Genomic DNA, 15,193 nt, shown 5'->3' on the forward strand with positions numbered 1-15,193 from the left:
TCATGCATGATCCAGTGGTCGTCCTCGGCGCCGCGCGCACGCCCATCGGCGCCTTTCTCGGCGCATTGAAGGATGTTCCGGCGCCGGCGCTCGGCGCGCGTGCGGTCGCGGCGGCCGTTTCGCGATCCGGCCTGTCCCGGGAAGGCGTGGACGAGTGCGTCATGGGCTGCGTTTTGACGGGTGGGCTGGGCCAGGCGCCTGCTCGACAGGCGGCGCTCGGCGCGGGGTTGAGCGCAGGCGTGGCCTGCGTCACGATTAACAAGATGTGCGGCTCGGGCATGAAGGCGGTCATGGACGCGCATGACCGGCTGCGCGCCGAAAGCGCAGGCGTGATCGTTGCAGGCGGCATGGAGAGCATGAGCAACGCTCCCTATTTGCTGGAGCGCGTGCGTTCGGGCTACCGCATGGGACACCGTCGCGTGCTCGATCATATGTTTTTGGACGGGCTGGAGGACGCCTATGAGAAAGGCCGCCTGATGGGCTCTTTCGCGGAGGATTGCGCGTCGGCCTATCAATTCACGCGCGACATGCAGAACGAATACGCGTTATCGTCGCTCGCGCGCGCGCAATACGCGACAAAGGAAGGGCTGTTCGACGCGGAGATCGAAGCTCTGGATCTTTCGAATGACGAATTGCCCTTGAAGGCCGATCCCGCCGCGATCCGCGCGCTTCGGCCCGCCTTTCGCGAAAACGGAACCCTGACGGCGGCGAATTCCAGCGCGATCTCCGACGGAGCCGCCGCGCTCGCGCTGACGACTGCGCGCCATGCGGAAAGCGAAGGGCTTACGCCGCGCGCCGCCATTATGGGCCACGCCACGCATGCCGGCGCGCCCGCCGCTTTTCCAACGGCCCCCATCGACGCCATCCGGAAGCTCGTCGAAAAGCTCGATTGGACTCTTGGGGACATCGACCTCTTCGAAATCAACGAAGCCTTCGCCGTCGTGGTCATGGCGGCGATGCGCGACCTTGGCCTTCCACGCGACAAGGTGAATATTCACGGCGGCGCCTGCGCGCTCGGCCACCCGATCGGCGCCTCCGGCGCGCGCATCATCGTCACTTTGTTAGCGGCCCTGGAGCGCTATGATCTCACGAGAGGCGTTGCGGCGCTCTGCATCGGCGGGGGTGAAGCGACCGCCATCGCGATTGAGCGTCTCCGTTAGGCGGTCGCGGCGGACCACAAGAAGCGGAAAGTCTGTAACCCTTGGAATGCGCCATAGCTAGCGCCAGCGCCTCAGCTCCATCATCTTGCGAAGCCGGTCAATCGCGAGCTGCGACGCGGCCTCGACGGGAGGGACGCTCATCGCTCTCGCGCGCTCGAGTGTCAGCCGCGTGTTTCCCCCGACCTTTTCCTCGATCATCGCGAATGCCGTCGCTCGCGCCCCGCCGCTATATTCGACAGCCGCCGAAACGACGCCGCCGGCGTTTGCGATGAAGTCAGGCACGCTGACAATGCCGCGCTGGAACATGATTCCTTCGGCGTCGCGCGTCGCCGGAACATTGGCGCCCTGCACGACCAGCCTGCAATCCAGCCGCTCGACATTGTCGGCGCGAATGGCGTCCGGCCGCGCGGCCGGTATCCAGATATCGCAAGGCGTCGCGATAAGCGCCTCATTGGCGATGACGCGACCGCCGCGATAGGCTGCGACGCTCTTTCCAAGCCGTTTCAATTGCGCCAGAGCTTCTATGTCCAGCCCATCCGGATTGACGACGGCGCCGCCAATATCCGCGACGCCGACGAGCCGCGCGCCGCGCTTCTCCAGAAAGCGGGCGGCGTGCTCTCCGACGGCGCCGAAGCCTTGCACGACGACCCGCGCGCCCTTGAGAGACAATCCCGCGAAAGGCGCGGCGACCTCGGCGGAGATCGCAACGCCGAAACCCGTCGCGCCGATAACGTCGAGCGGAATGCCGCCGATTTCGGCGGGCAGTCCGACGGCGCGGCCGATCTCGTCGTGGATCCATCCCATCGCCGTCTCGTCGGTGCCCATGTCGGGTCCCGGAATATAGTCGGCGAGCGGCGCGATCGCAGTCGCGAAGGCGCGGATCAGTTGCTCCTTGTCAGGCCGCGGCATGGTCGGGTCGGCGAAGATAACGGACTTCGCGCCACCGTGCCTCAGACCGCACGCGGCGTTCTTCAGCGTCATCGCGCGGGCGAGCCGGAAGCATTCGCGCGCGCTGACGTCGGGGGCCATGCGCGTTCCGCCGATGGCCGGTCCCGCAGCGACGTTGTCGATCACGACAACGGCGCGAAGGCCGACGGAAGGCGTGCGGATATAGACGATTTTGGAAGGGCCGATTTCGTCGCCTAAGGCGAAAGGGTCCGTAAAAGAGTCAGTCGCCATGCATTCTAGTTTGGACGCATGGCCGTGCTTTCAAGGTCTGCTCATGCAGGCGGCCATGCGCAAGAGGCGCGAGCGGGTCCGCGCCAATTTTGGCGCCGCCTGCGTGACTTCCGGCGCGCCCGCGCTAACTGCTGACTGCATCGGGACGCTAAGCCTCACCAGCTCGAGCTTCGCCATGGGCCTTCACACGAGCATCGACCCGCAAATTGATCTCCTGCGCTATTTGTCGCCCGAGGGCGCGCCTCTTTCCGGGTCGCTGCCGGTGGACGACGAGACGCTGGAGAAACTCTATTTCGCGATGACGCGCACGCGCGTCTTCGACGGCAAGGCGATCGCCCTGCAGAGAACCGGCCAGCTCGGAACTTTCGCTTCTGCGCTCGGGCAGGAAGCGGTCGGCGTCGGCGTCGCCTCGGCGATGGAGCGCTGCGACGCGCTCGTTCCATCCTATCGCGATCACGGCGCGCAGTTCGTCCGCGGCATGAGCATGACGGAATGCCTGCTGTACTGGGGCGGCGACGAGCGCGGCAGCGACTTTCAGGCGCCCCGTTTCGATTTTCCCAATTGCGTGCCGGTTGCGACGCAGATCGCTCATGCCGTGGGCGCGGCATACGCTTTCAAGCTCAGGAGAGAAGACCGCGTCGTCGTAACTTTCGTCGGAGACGGCGGCACGGCGAACGGCGCCTTCTACGAAGCGCTCAACATGGCGGGCGTGTGGAACGTGCCGGTCGTTATCGTCATCAACAATAACGGCTGGGCGATCTCGACCCCGAGATCGCTCGAAAGCGCGGCGCAAACGCTGGCGCAAAAGGGCGTCGCGGCCGGCGTGGAGTGCCGACAGGTCGACGGCAACGACGTCGCCGCGGTCTATGAGATCGCCCGGCGGGCGGTCGCCAAGGCGCGTGCGGGCGAAGGGCCGACTTTGATCGAGGCGCTGACTTATCGCCTCGGCGACCACACGACGGCCGACGACGCCACGCGCTATCGCGACCAAGAAGTCGTTCGGCGCGAATGGACGCGCGAGCCCATTGCGCGCCTCCGCGCCTATCTCATCGCGAAGGGCCTTTGGTCAAAGGACAGGGAGGCGGCGCTTCTCAAGCAATGCTCAGAGGAGGTCGAAGCCGCCGTCGCCGCCTATCTCGCCACCCCTGTTCAGAGCTGCGACGCCATGTTCGACTATCTTTACGAGACGTTGCCGGCTTCTCTCCAGGCGCAGCGCGACTGCGCGCGTCGTTTCTCAGGCGGAGGGAGCGGGCATGGCTGAACTCAATCTCGTCGAAGCCGTCAATGCGGCGCTCGCCTGCGAGATGTCGCGCGATGAAAGCGTGCTGCTTCTCGGCGAAGACATCGGCCTGAATGGCGGCGTCTTTCGCGCGACGAGCGGCCTGCAGGCGCGCTTCGGACGCGAGCGCGTGATCGACACGCCGCTTGCGGAAGGCGGCATCGCGGGCGTCGCTGTCGGCATGGCCGCCATGGGCCTGAAGCCGGTCGCGGAGATTCAATTCACCGGTTTCATCTATCCGACGCTCGACCAGATGATCAATCATGCCTCGCGCCTGCGCAACCGCACGCGCGGGCGTTTGACTTGCCCCATGGTGCTGAGGTCTCCCTATGGCGCCGGAATTCACGCGCCCGAACATCATTCGGAAAGTCCGGAGGCGCTCTTTGCTCATGTGCCCGGCTTGCGGGTCGTGATTCCGTCGACGCCCGCGCGCGCCTACGGTCTGCTTCTGGCGGCGATGCGCGATCCAGACCCGGTCGTGTTTCTCGAGCCGACGCGGCTTTATCGGCTGTTCAAGCAGGACGTCGTCGACGACGGCGAAGCGCTGCCGCTCGATACATGCTTCCTGTCGCGGGAAGGAGCCGACGTGACGATCGTCGCCTGGGGCGCGATGGTCCGGGAGGCAAATGCGGCCGCGGACGTCCTGGAGGAGCAGGGAATCGACGCGGAGATCATCGACGTCGCGACGATCAAGCCTTTCGACGCGGAAACAATCCTGCGCTCGGTGGAGCGGACCGGTCGTTGCGTCATCGTGCACGAAGCGGCGCGCACGGCCGGGTTCGGCGCCGAGATCGCCGCGGAGATCGCCGAGCGCGCGCTCTACTCTCTCCAGGCTCCCGTCAAGCGCGTGGCGGGCTATGACGTGGTGATTCCCCTTTATCGTTTGGAGCGCCAATTCATTCCCGGCGTCGACCGCATCGTCGCCGCCGTTCGGGAGGTCATGGAGGGGTCATGAAGACATTCCGTTTGCCGGATCTTGGCGAAGGTTTGCAAGAGGCGGAACTCGTCGAATGGCGTGTCAAGCCCGGCGACGAAGTCTCCATCGATCAGCCGCTTCTCGCGGTGGAAACCGCAAAGGCCGTCGTCGAAATTCCGTCGCCGCGCGCGGGCCGCATCGAACGGCTTTTCGCCGAGCCGCGCGATATCGTGCGTGTCGGCGCTCCGCTGGTCGAATTCGACGGCGCTCAGGAAGAGGATGCGGGCACGGTCGTTGGCGTGGTCGAGACCAGCGCTGCTGTGCTGCGGGACGTAACGACTCCCGGGCGCGGCGCCGTTCCGGCGCGCGTCATTCCCGCTGTCAGGGCGCTCGCGCGCAAGCTCAACGTCGATCTCAGCATCGTCACGCCCTCGGGACCCGACGGAACGATCACGGCGGAAGACGTCCAGCGCGTCGCCCGAGTTCTAAGCGAGGCCGAGCCGGCGGAGCCTTTGCGCGGCTTCCGTCGCGCCATGGCGCAGAATATGGCCTTCGCACAGGCCGAAGTCGCGCCCGCGACAATCATGGATGACGCGCCTGTCGACGCCTGGGAGCCCGGCGCCGACGTCACCATCCGGCTTATCCGGGCTCTGGTGAAGGGCTGTGAAGCGGAGCCAGTGCTGAATTGCTGGTTTGAAAGCGCGACATTGTCGCGCCGGCTTCGCCGCAAGATCGATCTCGGGATCGCGGTCGATACGCCGGATGGTCTGTTCGTGCCCGTTCTAAGGGACGTGGGCTCCCGCAGCGCCGCCGATCTGCGCGACGGACTGAACCGGATGCGCGCGGATGTGGCTGCGCGAAAAATTCCGCCCGAAGAGCTTCGTGGCGCGACGATCACGCTTTCGAATTTCGGCACGATCGCCGGCCGCTATGCGGCGCCGGTCGTTCTGCCGCCAACGGTCGCCATTCTGGGCGCGGGGCGCATCAGGAACGAAGTGGTCGCGCGGGACGGCGACATGCGCGTCGGCGCCGTGTTGCCGCTCAGCCTCACCTTCGATCACCGCGTCGTTTCAGGCGGCGAAGCGGGGCGGTTCCTTGCGGCGGTCATGTTTGATCTCGCGCGCGCGGCTTAGCGCGCGCCACCCCAAGTGCAGGCGCGCAAGCCCCACCACTGTCACGCTGGAACAAAGACGCTTTGAGTCCCGTTACGTCCAGGGAGACAACCAGCATGTCTTTGGGAAGTATGGCGCGGAAAATCGCCGCGCCGGGAGGGATCACATGGCGCGTGCCGGCCAGAGCTATTTGAACGCTTCAACGCATCTTTTTTGCTTTTCGCATCTTCGGTGGAGCTTCGTTTATCAAAGGCCGCAACACTTGATGAGCCGGGCCGCGCGGGAATTCAGGACCTGGTATTTCGAAGAGCCCGAGCATTTCGAAGGTCCGCCTTTTCTCCGCATCGAGACGGACAAGTCGGGCGTCTCCGTTGTGACCCCGCTTCTGCCAAGGCATTTGACCGCGCAGGAAACCAATGCGGCGCTGAGCGACATGCTCGCCGGCCTGCTGTCCAAGGTGCAGCCCAAGCGTCTGATCGCCTGGTATTACACGCCGATGGCGCTTCAGTTCACGCGCGAACTTGAGCCTGATCGTTGCGTTTACGACAATATGGACGAGCTTTCGGCTTTCGCCGGCGCGCCGGACGGCATTGTCGAGTGGGAGCGGCGACTGCTTTCGCGCTGCGACGTCGTCTATGTCGGCGGGCGCTCGCTCTATGAGGCGAAGCAGGATCGTCACGACAATATCCACGTTTTCCCGAGCAGCGTCGACGTGGCGCATTTTCGAAAAGCCAGATACTCGCTGAGCGCGCCGAGCGATCAGGCGGGGATCGGGCGTCCGCGCATCGGCTTTTTCGGGGTCATCGACGAGCGCATGAATACGAATCTTGTGGCCGAGATCGCCGCGCTGCGACCAAACTGGCGTCTGATTATGATCGGGCCGACGGCGAAGATCGATCCTGCGCGGCTTCCTCGCGCCGCCAACATCCACTGGCTTGGATGCAAGAATTATTCAGCGCTGCCGCAATATCTTGCTGGCTGGGACGTCGGCTTCATGCCATTTGCGATAAACGAGGCGACCCGCTTCATCAGCCCGACGAAAACGCCCGAATTCCTCGCCGCCGGCGTGCCCGTCGTCTCGACGCCGATTACGGATGTCGTGCATCCGTACGGCGCGATGGGCCTGGTCGAGATCGCTTCAAGCGGCGAGGAATTTGTCGACCGTATCGAGTATTTGCTGAAGCGACCGCGCATGCGCTGGCTTCGATCCGTGGACGATTGTCTCTCCGCTATGTCGTGGGACGATACTTGGACCGGCATGAAACAGCATCTCGACGCCTTCATCCCCGCCCGTAACGTCAATGCGGAGGCGCGTCGTGTTTGATTGGCTCATCGTCGGCGCCGGCTTTGCGGGAAGCGTTCTGGCGGAACGCATCGCGTCGCAGCGCGGAGAGCGCGTGCTCCTCATCGACAAGCGGCCGCATATCGCGGGAAACGCCTATGACCGATACGACCAGGCGGGTCTCCTCATTCATCAATACGGCCCGCATATCTTTCACACCAACTCGAAAGCGATCTTCGACTACCTTTCCAAGTTCACGCGCTGGCGGCCCTATGAGCATCGCGTGCTCGCTGAAGTCGATGGGATGCTGCTGCCAATCCCGATCAATCTCGACACGGTGAACCGGCTCTTCGGCCTGAATCTCGATTCAGAAGGCCTTGCGGCGTGGTTCGAAGCCCGTGCGGAGAAGCGGTCTGAAATTCGGACTTCGGAGGATGTCGTGGTGAGCGCCGTGGGGCGCGAACTTTACGAGAAATTCTTCCGCGGATATACGAAAAAGCAATGGGGCGTGGAGCCCTCCGCTCTCGACAAGTCCGTCACCGCACGCGTTCCAACGCGAACCGATCGCGACGATCGTTATTTCAGCGACGCCTATCAATTCATGCCCGAGGGCGGCTATACGAGGATGTTCGAGCGCATGCTGGATCATTCCAACATCAAGATCATGCTGCAAACGCGCTTCAGCGAGATCAAAGGACAAATCCCGTTCCGCCGCCTGATCTATACCGGACCGATCGACGAGTTTTTCCAGTTCCGTTACGGGAGGCTGCCGTACCGGTCCTTGAGATTTGAGCACGTGACGATAAACGAGCGGCGGCATCAGCCGGTGGCGGTCGTCAATTACCCGCAGACGCAGGCCTATACGCGCGTCACCGAGTATAAGCACCTTACAGGCCAGCAGCATGAGAAGACCAGCCTGACTTTCGAATATCCCTGCGATACCGGGGATCCGTATTATCCCGTTCCCCGCGCGGAAAACATGGAGCTTTACAAGCGATATGAGAGACTCGCGATCGCGCAGAAGGACGTCTGGTTCGTCGGGCGCCTCGCGACGTATCGATATTACAATATGGATCAGGTCGTGGGACAGGCGCTTTCGACGTTCCGCCGGATCAATCAGGAAATCGAAGGCTCGGGCGCGGGAGATTTCAATCCGCCTGTCGCCGCCGAATGAACGAATTCGGAACTCTCCCGGTCGGCAAGCGTTTCGCGAGGAGCGCTTCCGACAGGAGTCCCTGATGTTCACGCACAACAAGAAGCTGCAATACACCGTTCGCGTCTCCGAGCCGAACCCGGTGCTTGCGAGCCTGATTTTGGAGCAGTTCGGAGGTCCGCAGGGCGAACTTGCGGCAGCCATGCGCTATTTCACCCAGGCGCTCGCGGAGGACGATCCGGGCCGTAAGGACATGCTGCTCGACATCGCGACAGAAGAGATGAGCCATCTCGAGGTCATTGGCAGCATTGTCGCGATGCTGAACAAAGGTGTGAAAGGCGAACTCGCCGAAGCGAGTCAGACGGAAGCGGATCTTTATCGGTCGCTCACCCAGGGCGGCGACAGCCACACGCAGGCCATTCTTTACGGCGGCGGACCGGCGTTGACCAATTCGTCGGGCGTGCCCTGGACCGCAGCTTATATCGACTCGATTGGCGATCCCGCTTGCGATTTGCGCTCGAACATTGCGGCTGAGGCGCGGGCGAAGATCATCTATGAAAGGCTGATCAACGTCACAGACGATCCGGGCGTGAAGGAGGCGCTGGGGTTTTTGATGACGCGCGAAATCGCGCATCAGAAGTCCTTTGAAAAGGCGCTCTATGCGATCGAGAGCAATTTTCCGCCCGGCAAGCTTCAGGGCATTCCCGAATACGCCAATCTTTACGTCAATACGTCGCAAGGCGAGGGAGATACGGAAGGGCCCTGGAACAGCGGCGACCAATGGCGCAGGATGGACGACGTCCTTGGCGGTATTCCTGTGGACGGTGGAAATGGCGACGCCAGCGTGGGACTGACGAGCTCGGAGCAGAGCGATCTTTCCAGCTTCGCGGCGCGCACAATGTCCAACCCGCTCTCCGATCCAAGGACAGGCGCGGAGCTGGGACAGTCCGGCAACGCTTGACGATTCAGAGGTCTTGAAGAAGAGAGATGACGCCGTGGAGGGACCAGCCGCGGCGCCGTCCCATGGCGACGCGCAGGAAAGGCGGCGCATTTTCCGGCGAGACGACGTCGTATCGGTGCCCGCGAAAACCGAAGCTTCCCCCTCGCTCGAACAGGACATCCCTTCGATAGGCTTCCCGCCGGATACGCTCCGCGAGCCGCTCATAGTCATCGAGCGCCGGCGAAGCGAGATGCAGCACGCAGAAAGGGGCGACCCCGCCCGATGCGTCGACAGAGGGATGCGAGACCGTTGCGATCGAGCCCGCGCTTTTCGCGAGCGCCCGAGCGAGCGCCGCGTTATGCGCGAAGACCGCGCCGGCGTGGCGGCGCGTATAATCGCGGTCGAGAAACCAGGGCGCTTCGAGGCCGGCGACGTCCGAAAGGCGCAGGCCAAGTCCGAGCAGCGCGCGTAGACGGCGCATCATTGAAGACGCTTCGGCCTCGTGCGCCCTCGTATAAAGGCTCACAATCCCGACATTCGCGAGTTCGAGACCGCCCTGGAGCAATTTCAGGCCGGACGCGACGCGCATCACTGCGCGAGGATCGTTCTTTTCGAGCTCCGAGAGCTCACGCGCGGCGTCGGCCGCGCCTCCGGTCAGCGTATCGTCGAAGATGACGATGGGGCGGTTTACGCCCTGAAGCCGCGCCGCGATCTCCGGCGGGGAGACGGCTGTAAAGCGCCTCTCGTGGAAAACCGGCTCAACGAGGATGAGATCGGCGCCGCCCCAGGGCGCAGAGAGCGCCATGCGGCCCGCCGCGCGGGCGACGAAGCGCGTCGGCAGCATGCCGAGAAGCATCGACGTTTCGAAATAGGCGCCGACGTGAACGACGGTCAGCGGGCGAGCGGCGGTCGCGGGAATGAGCCGTTCGGCAAGGTGCAGGGAGGCCGCCATCGCGGCCTGTCCGCTCGAAAAGAGAATATGGTCGGCGCGCCAGCTCGCCGGCGGCGTCCCGAAGAAGCGGCCGCAACGCTCCTCGAGCGCCACCGGCTGGAGCTCGCGTTCGTAGCCGAAATTCTCGAACAGCCGCGTCGGCGTTTGGATGGTTTGTTCCGCAGGCGGCGATCGATAGCTCCGATGCGTTTCGGCGTCTGCGAGGTCGAGCCATTGGCGACGAAGCTTCAGGGCGCCGGCTTCCAGCGCGTCTTCCGCCTCGCGGGGGCTTCTTGCGCGGGCGGGAACGCGTCCGATTTCGACGATCAGCCGATCGAAGCTTTGCGATCCTGTTTGTTGGCGCAGTCCCTCCGCGAGCTCTACAAGATCGGCGGCTTCTTCTTCAATCGCCGCGCGGAACGCCGCTTCTATCGTCATCCACTCGCCTTCTGGAGGGAGAGGGCGATGCGCCGTTTCGCCAGCACGCCTCGGAAAAGCTCTTCGAAATAGAGGAGAGCGACGACGAAGGCCGCCACCAGTGCGGCGACGACATAAGCCGGGGGCAGGGGGTCGGCTTTCCACGCGAGATCAAATCGGGCAGTCTCCCCGCCCGCGCCGAAAAGCGCCAGGAATTGGGGCCAATGACGCGCGACGATCAGCAAGATCGCCATGAGGGGGATCATTTCCAGAAAGCTGTGCACATGCTGTTCGAGCGGCGTCACGCGCCGCCTGGAGACGGCATAATCGACATCCCACAAGGCGGTGGCTTCATGCAGCAGGAACATGACGATCATCAAGCCGATGATGAGCGCGTTTACGTCGAGAAAGATCGCCGCGAGAAGGGGAAGCCCGATCTCGGCGAACATCAGCAGGTGAATGAAGGACTCCTTGGGGCCGGAGGTGCGTGCGATATGGGTGGCCTTGTGGCAGAGCCAGTCAGCCACGCCGGCCAGGAGCCAGAGCGGCAGGATGAAATACATCAGCATCACGGCCGTCGGGTCGACGCGCATTCCTGCCCCCTCTAACCCCCGGCCTCGCCGAGCGGCGAAAACGCCGGTGCGTTCAGAACTTCGCCTTCGGGCGAGAATTGCGACCCATGACAGGGGCAGTCCCAGCATTTTTCGAAGCTGTTCCAGCGAATGTGGCAGCCGACATGCGTGCAGGCCGCGGATCGTAAAGTGAGCGCGCCGGTCTCGTCGCGATAGGCGGCGATCTTGTAGAAGCCGTCCCGCAGAATCGCTCCTTCGCCAGCAGCCAATTCGTCCAGCGACGACAATTCGCCGGGCGAGAGCTTTTCCGCGAAGTTCTTAACGGCGGTCGCGTTTTCCTTCACGAACTCTCCGAACGTCTTTAGCGGCTTGCGGCTAGGATCATAGACCTCGCGCCAGGGGCTGGCGCCTTTGAGGATGAGATCCGAAATCACAAGACCCGCGGCGGCGCCGTGAGTGACGCCCTGGCCGGAATCGCCGGTGGCGACGTAAATGCGCTCATTGCCCGGATTGAGGCCGATGAAGGCGACATAATCGACAGGCTCGAGAACCTGTCCCGACCAGCGCGTGATTTCCTGTCCCAGATCGGGGAACAGCTCGCGCATCCACCGGGTCAGCGAAAGGATGCGCGCATTGCCGTCATTCGCTTCGCCGGTCTTGTGGTCTTCGCCGCCGACGATGAGGATGTCGCTTTCGTCTCCGCCCGGTTGCAGTCTTACGTAATGATACGGATCGAGCGTGTCCCAATAGAGCGCGTCGGGCAGGCTGCCGCGTGGAATGTCGAAGGCGACGGCGTATGTCCTGTAAGGCGCCTGCTTGCCATGGATCGCCACGCGGTCGTTGATCGGCGCATTCGTCGCGACGACGGCCGCGCTTGCTTCGATCGTTTCGCCCTTGGCGGTCTTGACCGTGACGAGAGCGTCTTTTTCTTCGATCGATACGACCGCGCTGTCGGCGAAGAAGCGCCCGCCTGCGTCCTTTACGGCTTTGGCGAGAGCCGAGAGATATTTGGTGGGGTGAAAGGCCGCCTGCTGCGGGAATTGCAGCGTCGGCGCCGTCTCGTATCCGGCAAAGGGAACGCCGCCGTGGCGTAGCGCGATCATGCCGACCTGCGCGCTCGCAACGAGCTCCCTGTCGATGATCGCGGGATCCCCGCCCCGGGCGAGAAAGAGATAGGCGTCGACGCGCCTGAAATCGCAGTCGACGCCGAGCGCCTTCTGGTTCGCTTCGATGCGGGCGATGGCCGCGGCCTGGCTTTCCTGCCAGGCTCTCGCAATGTCGAGACCGCGCATGTCGATAAGTTCGCGGAATCCGTCGTCGCTGTAGGAAGAGAGATGCGCGGTCGTGCGCGACGTCATGCCGCCGCCGATCGGTCCGCGATCGATTACGGCCACATCCTTCCCCGCCTTCGCGAGCTCATAGGCGACCGAGAGCCCTGCAACGCCCGACCCGATCACCGCGACTTCCGTCGTGATTCCGGCCTCCAGAGTTGGCGCCGGAAAGTCAACGGCGTTCCAGATCGCCCTGCTGCGTTCCGCGCTCACATTCATCGCGCGCTCCCTTTACGACCGGCGTCGCGCGTCGGGGGTGGAGAGCTGGCGATTGCGCCGTGCGAGGAGCCAGGCGGGGGTTATCTGCGCGGTCATCGTCAAGAGCTTGTTATGCCATCCCGTGACGATCTCTCGCCGTCCTTCCATAAGCGCGTCGAAGCCTTGCCGGGCCACCTCCGCCGGATCGTCCTTCTTCGAGCGGCCTGCTTGCGTGTCGAGCATGCCGGCGCGTCGGAAGAACTCGGTGTCGGTCACGCCTGGCATCAGGCAGGTCACCGTCACGCCGGCGCCGTCCAGCTCGTCGGCGAGCGCCGCGGCGAAATTGTCGAGAAACGCCTTGCTGCCGTGATAGACGGCCTGGAAGGAGCCGGGAATGAAGCCGGCGATCGACCCGACGATGAGGATGCGCCCCGCGCGCCTTGAACGCATGTCTCGCCCGACAAGCTGGGTCAGATAGACTGTGCCCGTGACGTTGGTGTCGATCACGCGACGGATCGCCGCGAAGTCCTGGTCGAGAAAGGCGCCGCCGAGTCCGCGCCCGGCGTTGGCGATCAGGATGTCGATCGGGCGCGCGAGACCTTGCGCGAGACGATACAGCGCCTCGACGCCCGCCATTGTCGAAAGATCGCACTGAAGCTCCCACACGCGCACGTCGCCGCCCCGCAATTCTTCGGCGACGCGAATGATTTGGGCCTCATCGGCGGCGATGACGAGATCGTGGCCGCGTTGCGCGCAGAGCTTGGCGAACTCGTAGCCGATGCCGGTGGAAGCGCCCGTGACGAGGGCGAGAGGACGCGCGCGCATAGACGGTTCTCCGCGATCCTGTTTGGAGAAATCGCCCGCTCGCGAAGGACGTCGTCGGGCGCAGGATGAACCGGCTGGGCGGATTGAATGTTCCTGCGCGACTTCCTTTCGGACTATTCGGGCTCGCCGGTCGAGCTGCTGGCCGCAAGCGCCATCTTCACCAATTCGGCGAGGTTGCCGGCGCGCATCTTGGCCATGATATTGGCGCGATGCACCTCCGCCGTGCGGATGCTGATGCCGAGGTCGTGCGCGATGACCTTGTTCGAAAGACCCTTGAGAAGTCCGGCGAGGATCTCGTTCTCGCGGCGCGTCAGGCTCGCGAGGCGGCTTTTGACCGCGGCGGATTCGCGGGACCGTGTTTCTTCCGCGTCGCGGCGCTGGAGCGCGGCGTCGACCGCGGCGAGCAACGCCGCGTCCTCGAAGGGCTTTTCCAGCAAATCAATTGCGCCGAGCTTCATCGCTTCCACTGCGAGCGGCACGTCCGCATGCGCTGTCAGCACGATGACCGGCGTCGTGATCCGCTCTTCCTTCATCTTTGCGATCAGTTCGATCCCGTTCATCTCCGGCATGCGCACATCGGTGACCACGCAGCCTTCATGATGCGCGGCGCTCGCCTTAAGGAACGCAGGCGCCGAAGCGTAAGTGTGAACCTTGAAACCCTCGGTGCTGAGCAGGAGCCCAACGGCGTCGCGAACCGCTGCGTCGTCGTCGATGACATGTACCACGCGATGATTTGTCATGCGCCAACGCCCGAGTCTTCCAATGGAAGCGAGAAGCTGAAAACCGCGCCGCCTACGTTGTCGGGCGTCGCCCGGATCCGCCCGTAATGAGCTTCGATGATTGATCTTGAGATCGACAAGCCCACTCCCATTCTTCTCGCCTTCGCGGTCTTAAATGGCTCGAAAAAAGCAACTGTGGAGGATTCGGGGAGTCCGCAGCCCGAGTCAATCACATGAACGAAAATTGTGTCGTCGCCCGGATTCGCGGTCGAAATGAGCAGCTCCCGCCGCGCAGCGGACTGCATCGCCTCCGTCGCCGTTCGTATGAGATTCGCGACCGCCCGCCGCAAATGCGTTCGATCGGCCACGATCTGGTCGCGGGGGGCCTCGCATCGCAATTCGATCCTGACGCCGGTGCGTTCGCGTTCTTCGCTGGCGGCCTCGCGAATGACGTCATGCAGGCCGAGCAGAGTCTTGTCCGGCCGCGCCACGCGCAGGTAAGCCGCGTTGGCGGCCAGCGGTTGATTGATTTCATGAGCGAGCGCCGTCGCCATGCCGGGATCGAGGCCGAAAACCGTCTTGGCCTTGGGCGAAACATGGCGATAGGCGACATGCCCGCTCTGATCGACGTAGAAAGTCCCCACCACCCCCGGCGTCGTGAGGGCGACGCTGGCGAGTTGCTGCGAAATCTGCGCGCGCTCGGGGGCGTTGATGGGGTTCCCCCGTCGTAAGCGATGGAAGCCTTCTTTGACCGCCGATGCGGCGTTCGTGAAATATAAGACGGAGGAGGTCTTGCTGGCCAGAGCGCAGGTGGGGGGCCGGAGACGCGATGCGAGAACCCTGGCGAGCGCGGCGCACGCGCTGCGAGGGAAGCCGTCCTGCGGGCCGGACGTGGCGACCGCTGGATAACCGGAGGTTCCTGCAAATTCCCGACCGACCGGCGCCGGAAGCGCCAGTCCCCCGGGCGCCGCCGCGCTTGTCACGGCCAACCCCGCGATCGACGGCCGCAAGGGCAGGGGCCCGGCATAGGGCCGCGCAATGAAGCCTCGCGCGCTGTCGGCGCGCCGCTGCAGCGATTGAGATGGTGGCGGGACCATGAGTAGTAGTTACGCCGTGCGGATGGGGCGGAATTTATTTTGGGGTATCGCATTCCTTGATGGCTAAACGGTTTTTCGGGCC

The 15,193-nt window shown here is 63.8% G+C and carries 14 protein-coding genes; 7 read left to right on the forward strand and 7 right to left on the reverse strand.

Annotated elements, in window-relative coordinates; genetic code table 11:
• Positions 1-2: 2 nt before the first annotated feature.
• Positions 3-1,160, forward strand: a complete 1,158-nt coding sequence (locus ACNHKD_RS06360; protein ID WP_442756232.1) for an acetyl-CoA C-acyltransferase — start codon at positions 3-5, stop codon at positions 1,158-1,160.
• Positions 1,161-1,217: 57 nt separating this feature from the next.
• Here ACNHKD_RS06360 and ACNHKD_RS06365 read toward each other — a convergent pair whose 3' ends face one another.
• Positions 1,218-2,339 (reverse strand): Glu/Leu/Phe/Val family dehydrogenase, encoded by a 1,122-nt coding sequence (locus ACNHKD_RS06365; RefSeq protein WP_442756233.1) that lies wholly within the window; start codon positions 2,337-2,339, stop codon positions 1,218-1,220.
• Between the two features lie 55 nt (positions 2,340-2,394).
• Here ACNHKD_RS06365 and pdhA point away from each other — a divergent pair, with 55 nt between their 5' ends.
• From pdhA to ACNHKD_RS06395, 6 genes are all read left to right on the forward strand, one after another.
• Positions 2,395-3,600: a pyruvate dehydrogenase (acetyl-transferring) E1 component subunit alpha gene (gene pdhA / locus ACNHKD_RS06370; RefSeq protein WP_442756234.1), complete on the forward strand. Its 1,206-nt coding sequence runs from the start codon at positions 2,395-2,397 to the stop codon at positions 3,598-3,600.
• Positions 3,593-4,573, forward strand: coding sequence for an alpha-ketoacid dehydrogenase subunit beta (locus tag ACNHKD_RS06375; protein ID WP_442756235.1), 981 nt, complete (start codon positions 3,593-3,595; stop codon positions 4,571-4,573). Before pdhA ends, ACNHKD_RS06375 begins: the two co-directional genes overlap by 8 nt.
• The gene (locus tag ACNHKD_RS06380; RefSeq protein ID WP_442756236.1) at positions 4,570-5,667 is read left to right on the forward strand and encodes a dihydrolipoamide acetyltransferase family protein; all 1,098 of its coding nucleotides are present in this window, start codon (positions 4,570-4,572) and stop codon (positions 5,665-5,667) included. Before ACNHKD_RS06375 ends, ACNHKD_RS06380 begins: the two co-directional genes overlap by 4 nt.
• Before the next feature lie 244 nt (positions 5,668-5,911).
• A complete protein-coding gene (locus ACNHKD_RS06385) occupies positions 5,912-6,970 on the forward strand; it encodes a glycosyltransferase (RefSeq protein WP_442756237.1) in 1,059 nt (352 codons plus the stop codon).
• Complete coding sequence (gene glf, locus ACNHKD_RS06390) at positions 6,963-8,102, forward strand: UDP-galactopyranose mutase (protein WP_442756238.1); 1,140 nt, start codon at positions 6,963-6,965, stop codon at positions 8,100-8,102. The genes ACNHKD_RS06385 and glf overlap by 8 nt, the downstream gene beginning before the upstream one ends.
• A 64-nt stretch (positions 8,103-8,166) precedes the next feature.
• The gene (locus ACNHKD_RS06395; RefSeq protein ID WP_442756239.1) at positions 8,167-9,042 is read left to right on the forward strand and encodes a manganese catalase family protein; all 876 of its coding nucleotides are present in this window, start codon (positions 8,167-8,169) and stop codon (positions 9,040-9,042) included.
• A 4-nt stretch (positions 9,043-9,046) separates the two neighbouring features.
• On the opposite strand, the gene ACNHKD_RS06400 is transcribed toward ACNHKD_RS06395, so the two are convergent.
• The 6 genes from ACNHKD_RS06400 to ACNHKD_RS06425 form a co-directional block, all read right to left on the reverse strand.
• Positions 9,047-10,390, reverse strand: a complete 1,344-nt coding sequence (locus ACNHKD_RS06400; RefSeq protein ID WP_442756240.1) for a hypothetical protein — start codon at positions 10,388-10,390, stop codon at positions 9,047-9,049.
• Positions 10,387-10,962 carry a diguanylate cyclase gene (locus ACNHKD_RS06405; protein WP_442756241.1) on the reverse strand — a complete coding sequence of 192 codons (576 nt, stop codon included), beginning with the start codon at positions 10,960-10,962 and terminating at the stop codon, positions 10,387-10,389. Before ACNHKD_RS06405 ends, ACNHKD_RS06400 begins: the two co-directional genes overlap by 4 nt.
• 11 nt (positions 10,963-10,973) lie before the next feature.
• Positions 10,974-12,491, reverse strand: coding sequence for an FAD-dependent oxidoreductase (locus ACNHKD_RS06410; protein WP_442756242.1), 1,518 nt, complete (start codon positions 12,489-12,491; stop codon positions 10,974-10,976).
• 12 nt (positions 12,492-12,503) lie between these two features.
• Positions 12,504-13,295 (reverse strand): SDR family NAD(P)-dependent oxidoreductase, encoded by a 792-nt coding sequence (locus ACNHKD_RS06415; protein ID WP_442756243.1) that lies wholly within the window; start codon positions 13,293-13,295, stop codon positions 12,504-12,506.
• 113 nt (positions 13,296-13,408) lie between these two features.
• On the reverse strand, positions 13,409-14,035 hold the full coding sequence (gene fixJ, locus ACNHKD_RS06420) for a response regulator FixJ (RefSeq protein WP_442756244.1): 627 nt from the start codon (positions 14,033-14,035) through the stop codon (positions 13,409-13,411).
• The gene (locus ACNHKD_RS06425) at positions 14,032-14,997 is read right to left on the reverse strand and encodes a sensor histidine kinase (RefSeq protein ID WP_442756245.1); all 966 of its coding nucleotides are present in this window, start codon (positions 14,995-14,997) and stop codon (positions 14,032-14,034) included. The genes fixJ and ACNHKD_RS06425 overlap by 4 nt, the downstream gene beginning before the upstream one ends.
• Positions 14,998-15,193: the final 196 nt, after the last annotated feature.

Source organism: Methylocystis sp. JAN1 (assembly GCF_052186135.1).
Classification (GTDB): domain Bacteria; phylum Pseudomonadota; class Alphaproteobacteria; order Rhizobiales; family Beijerinckiaceae; genus Methylocystis.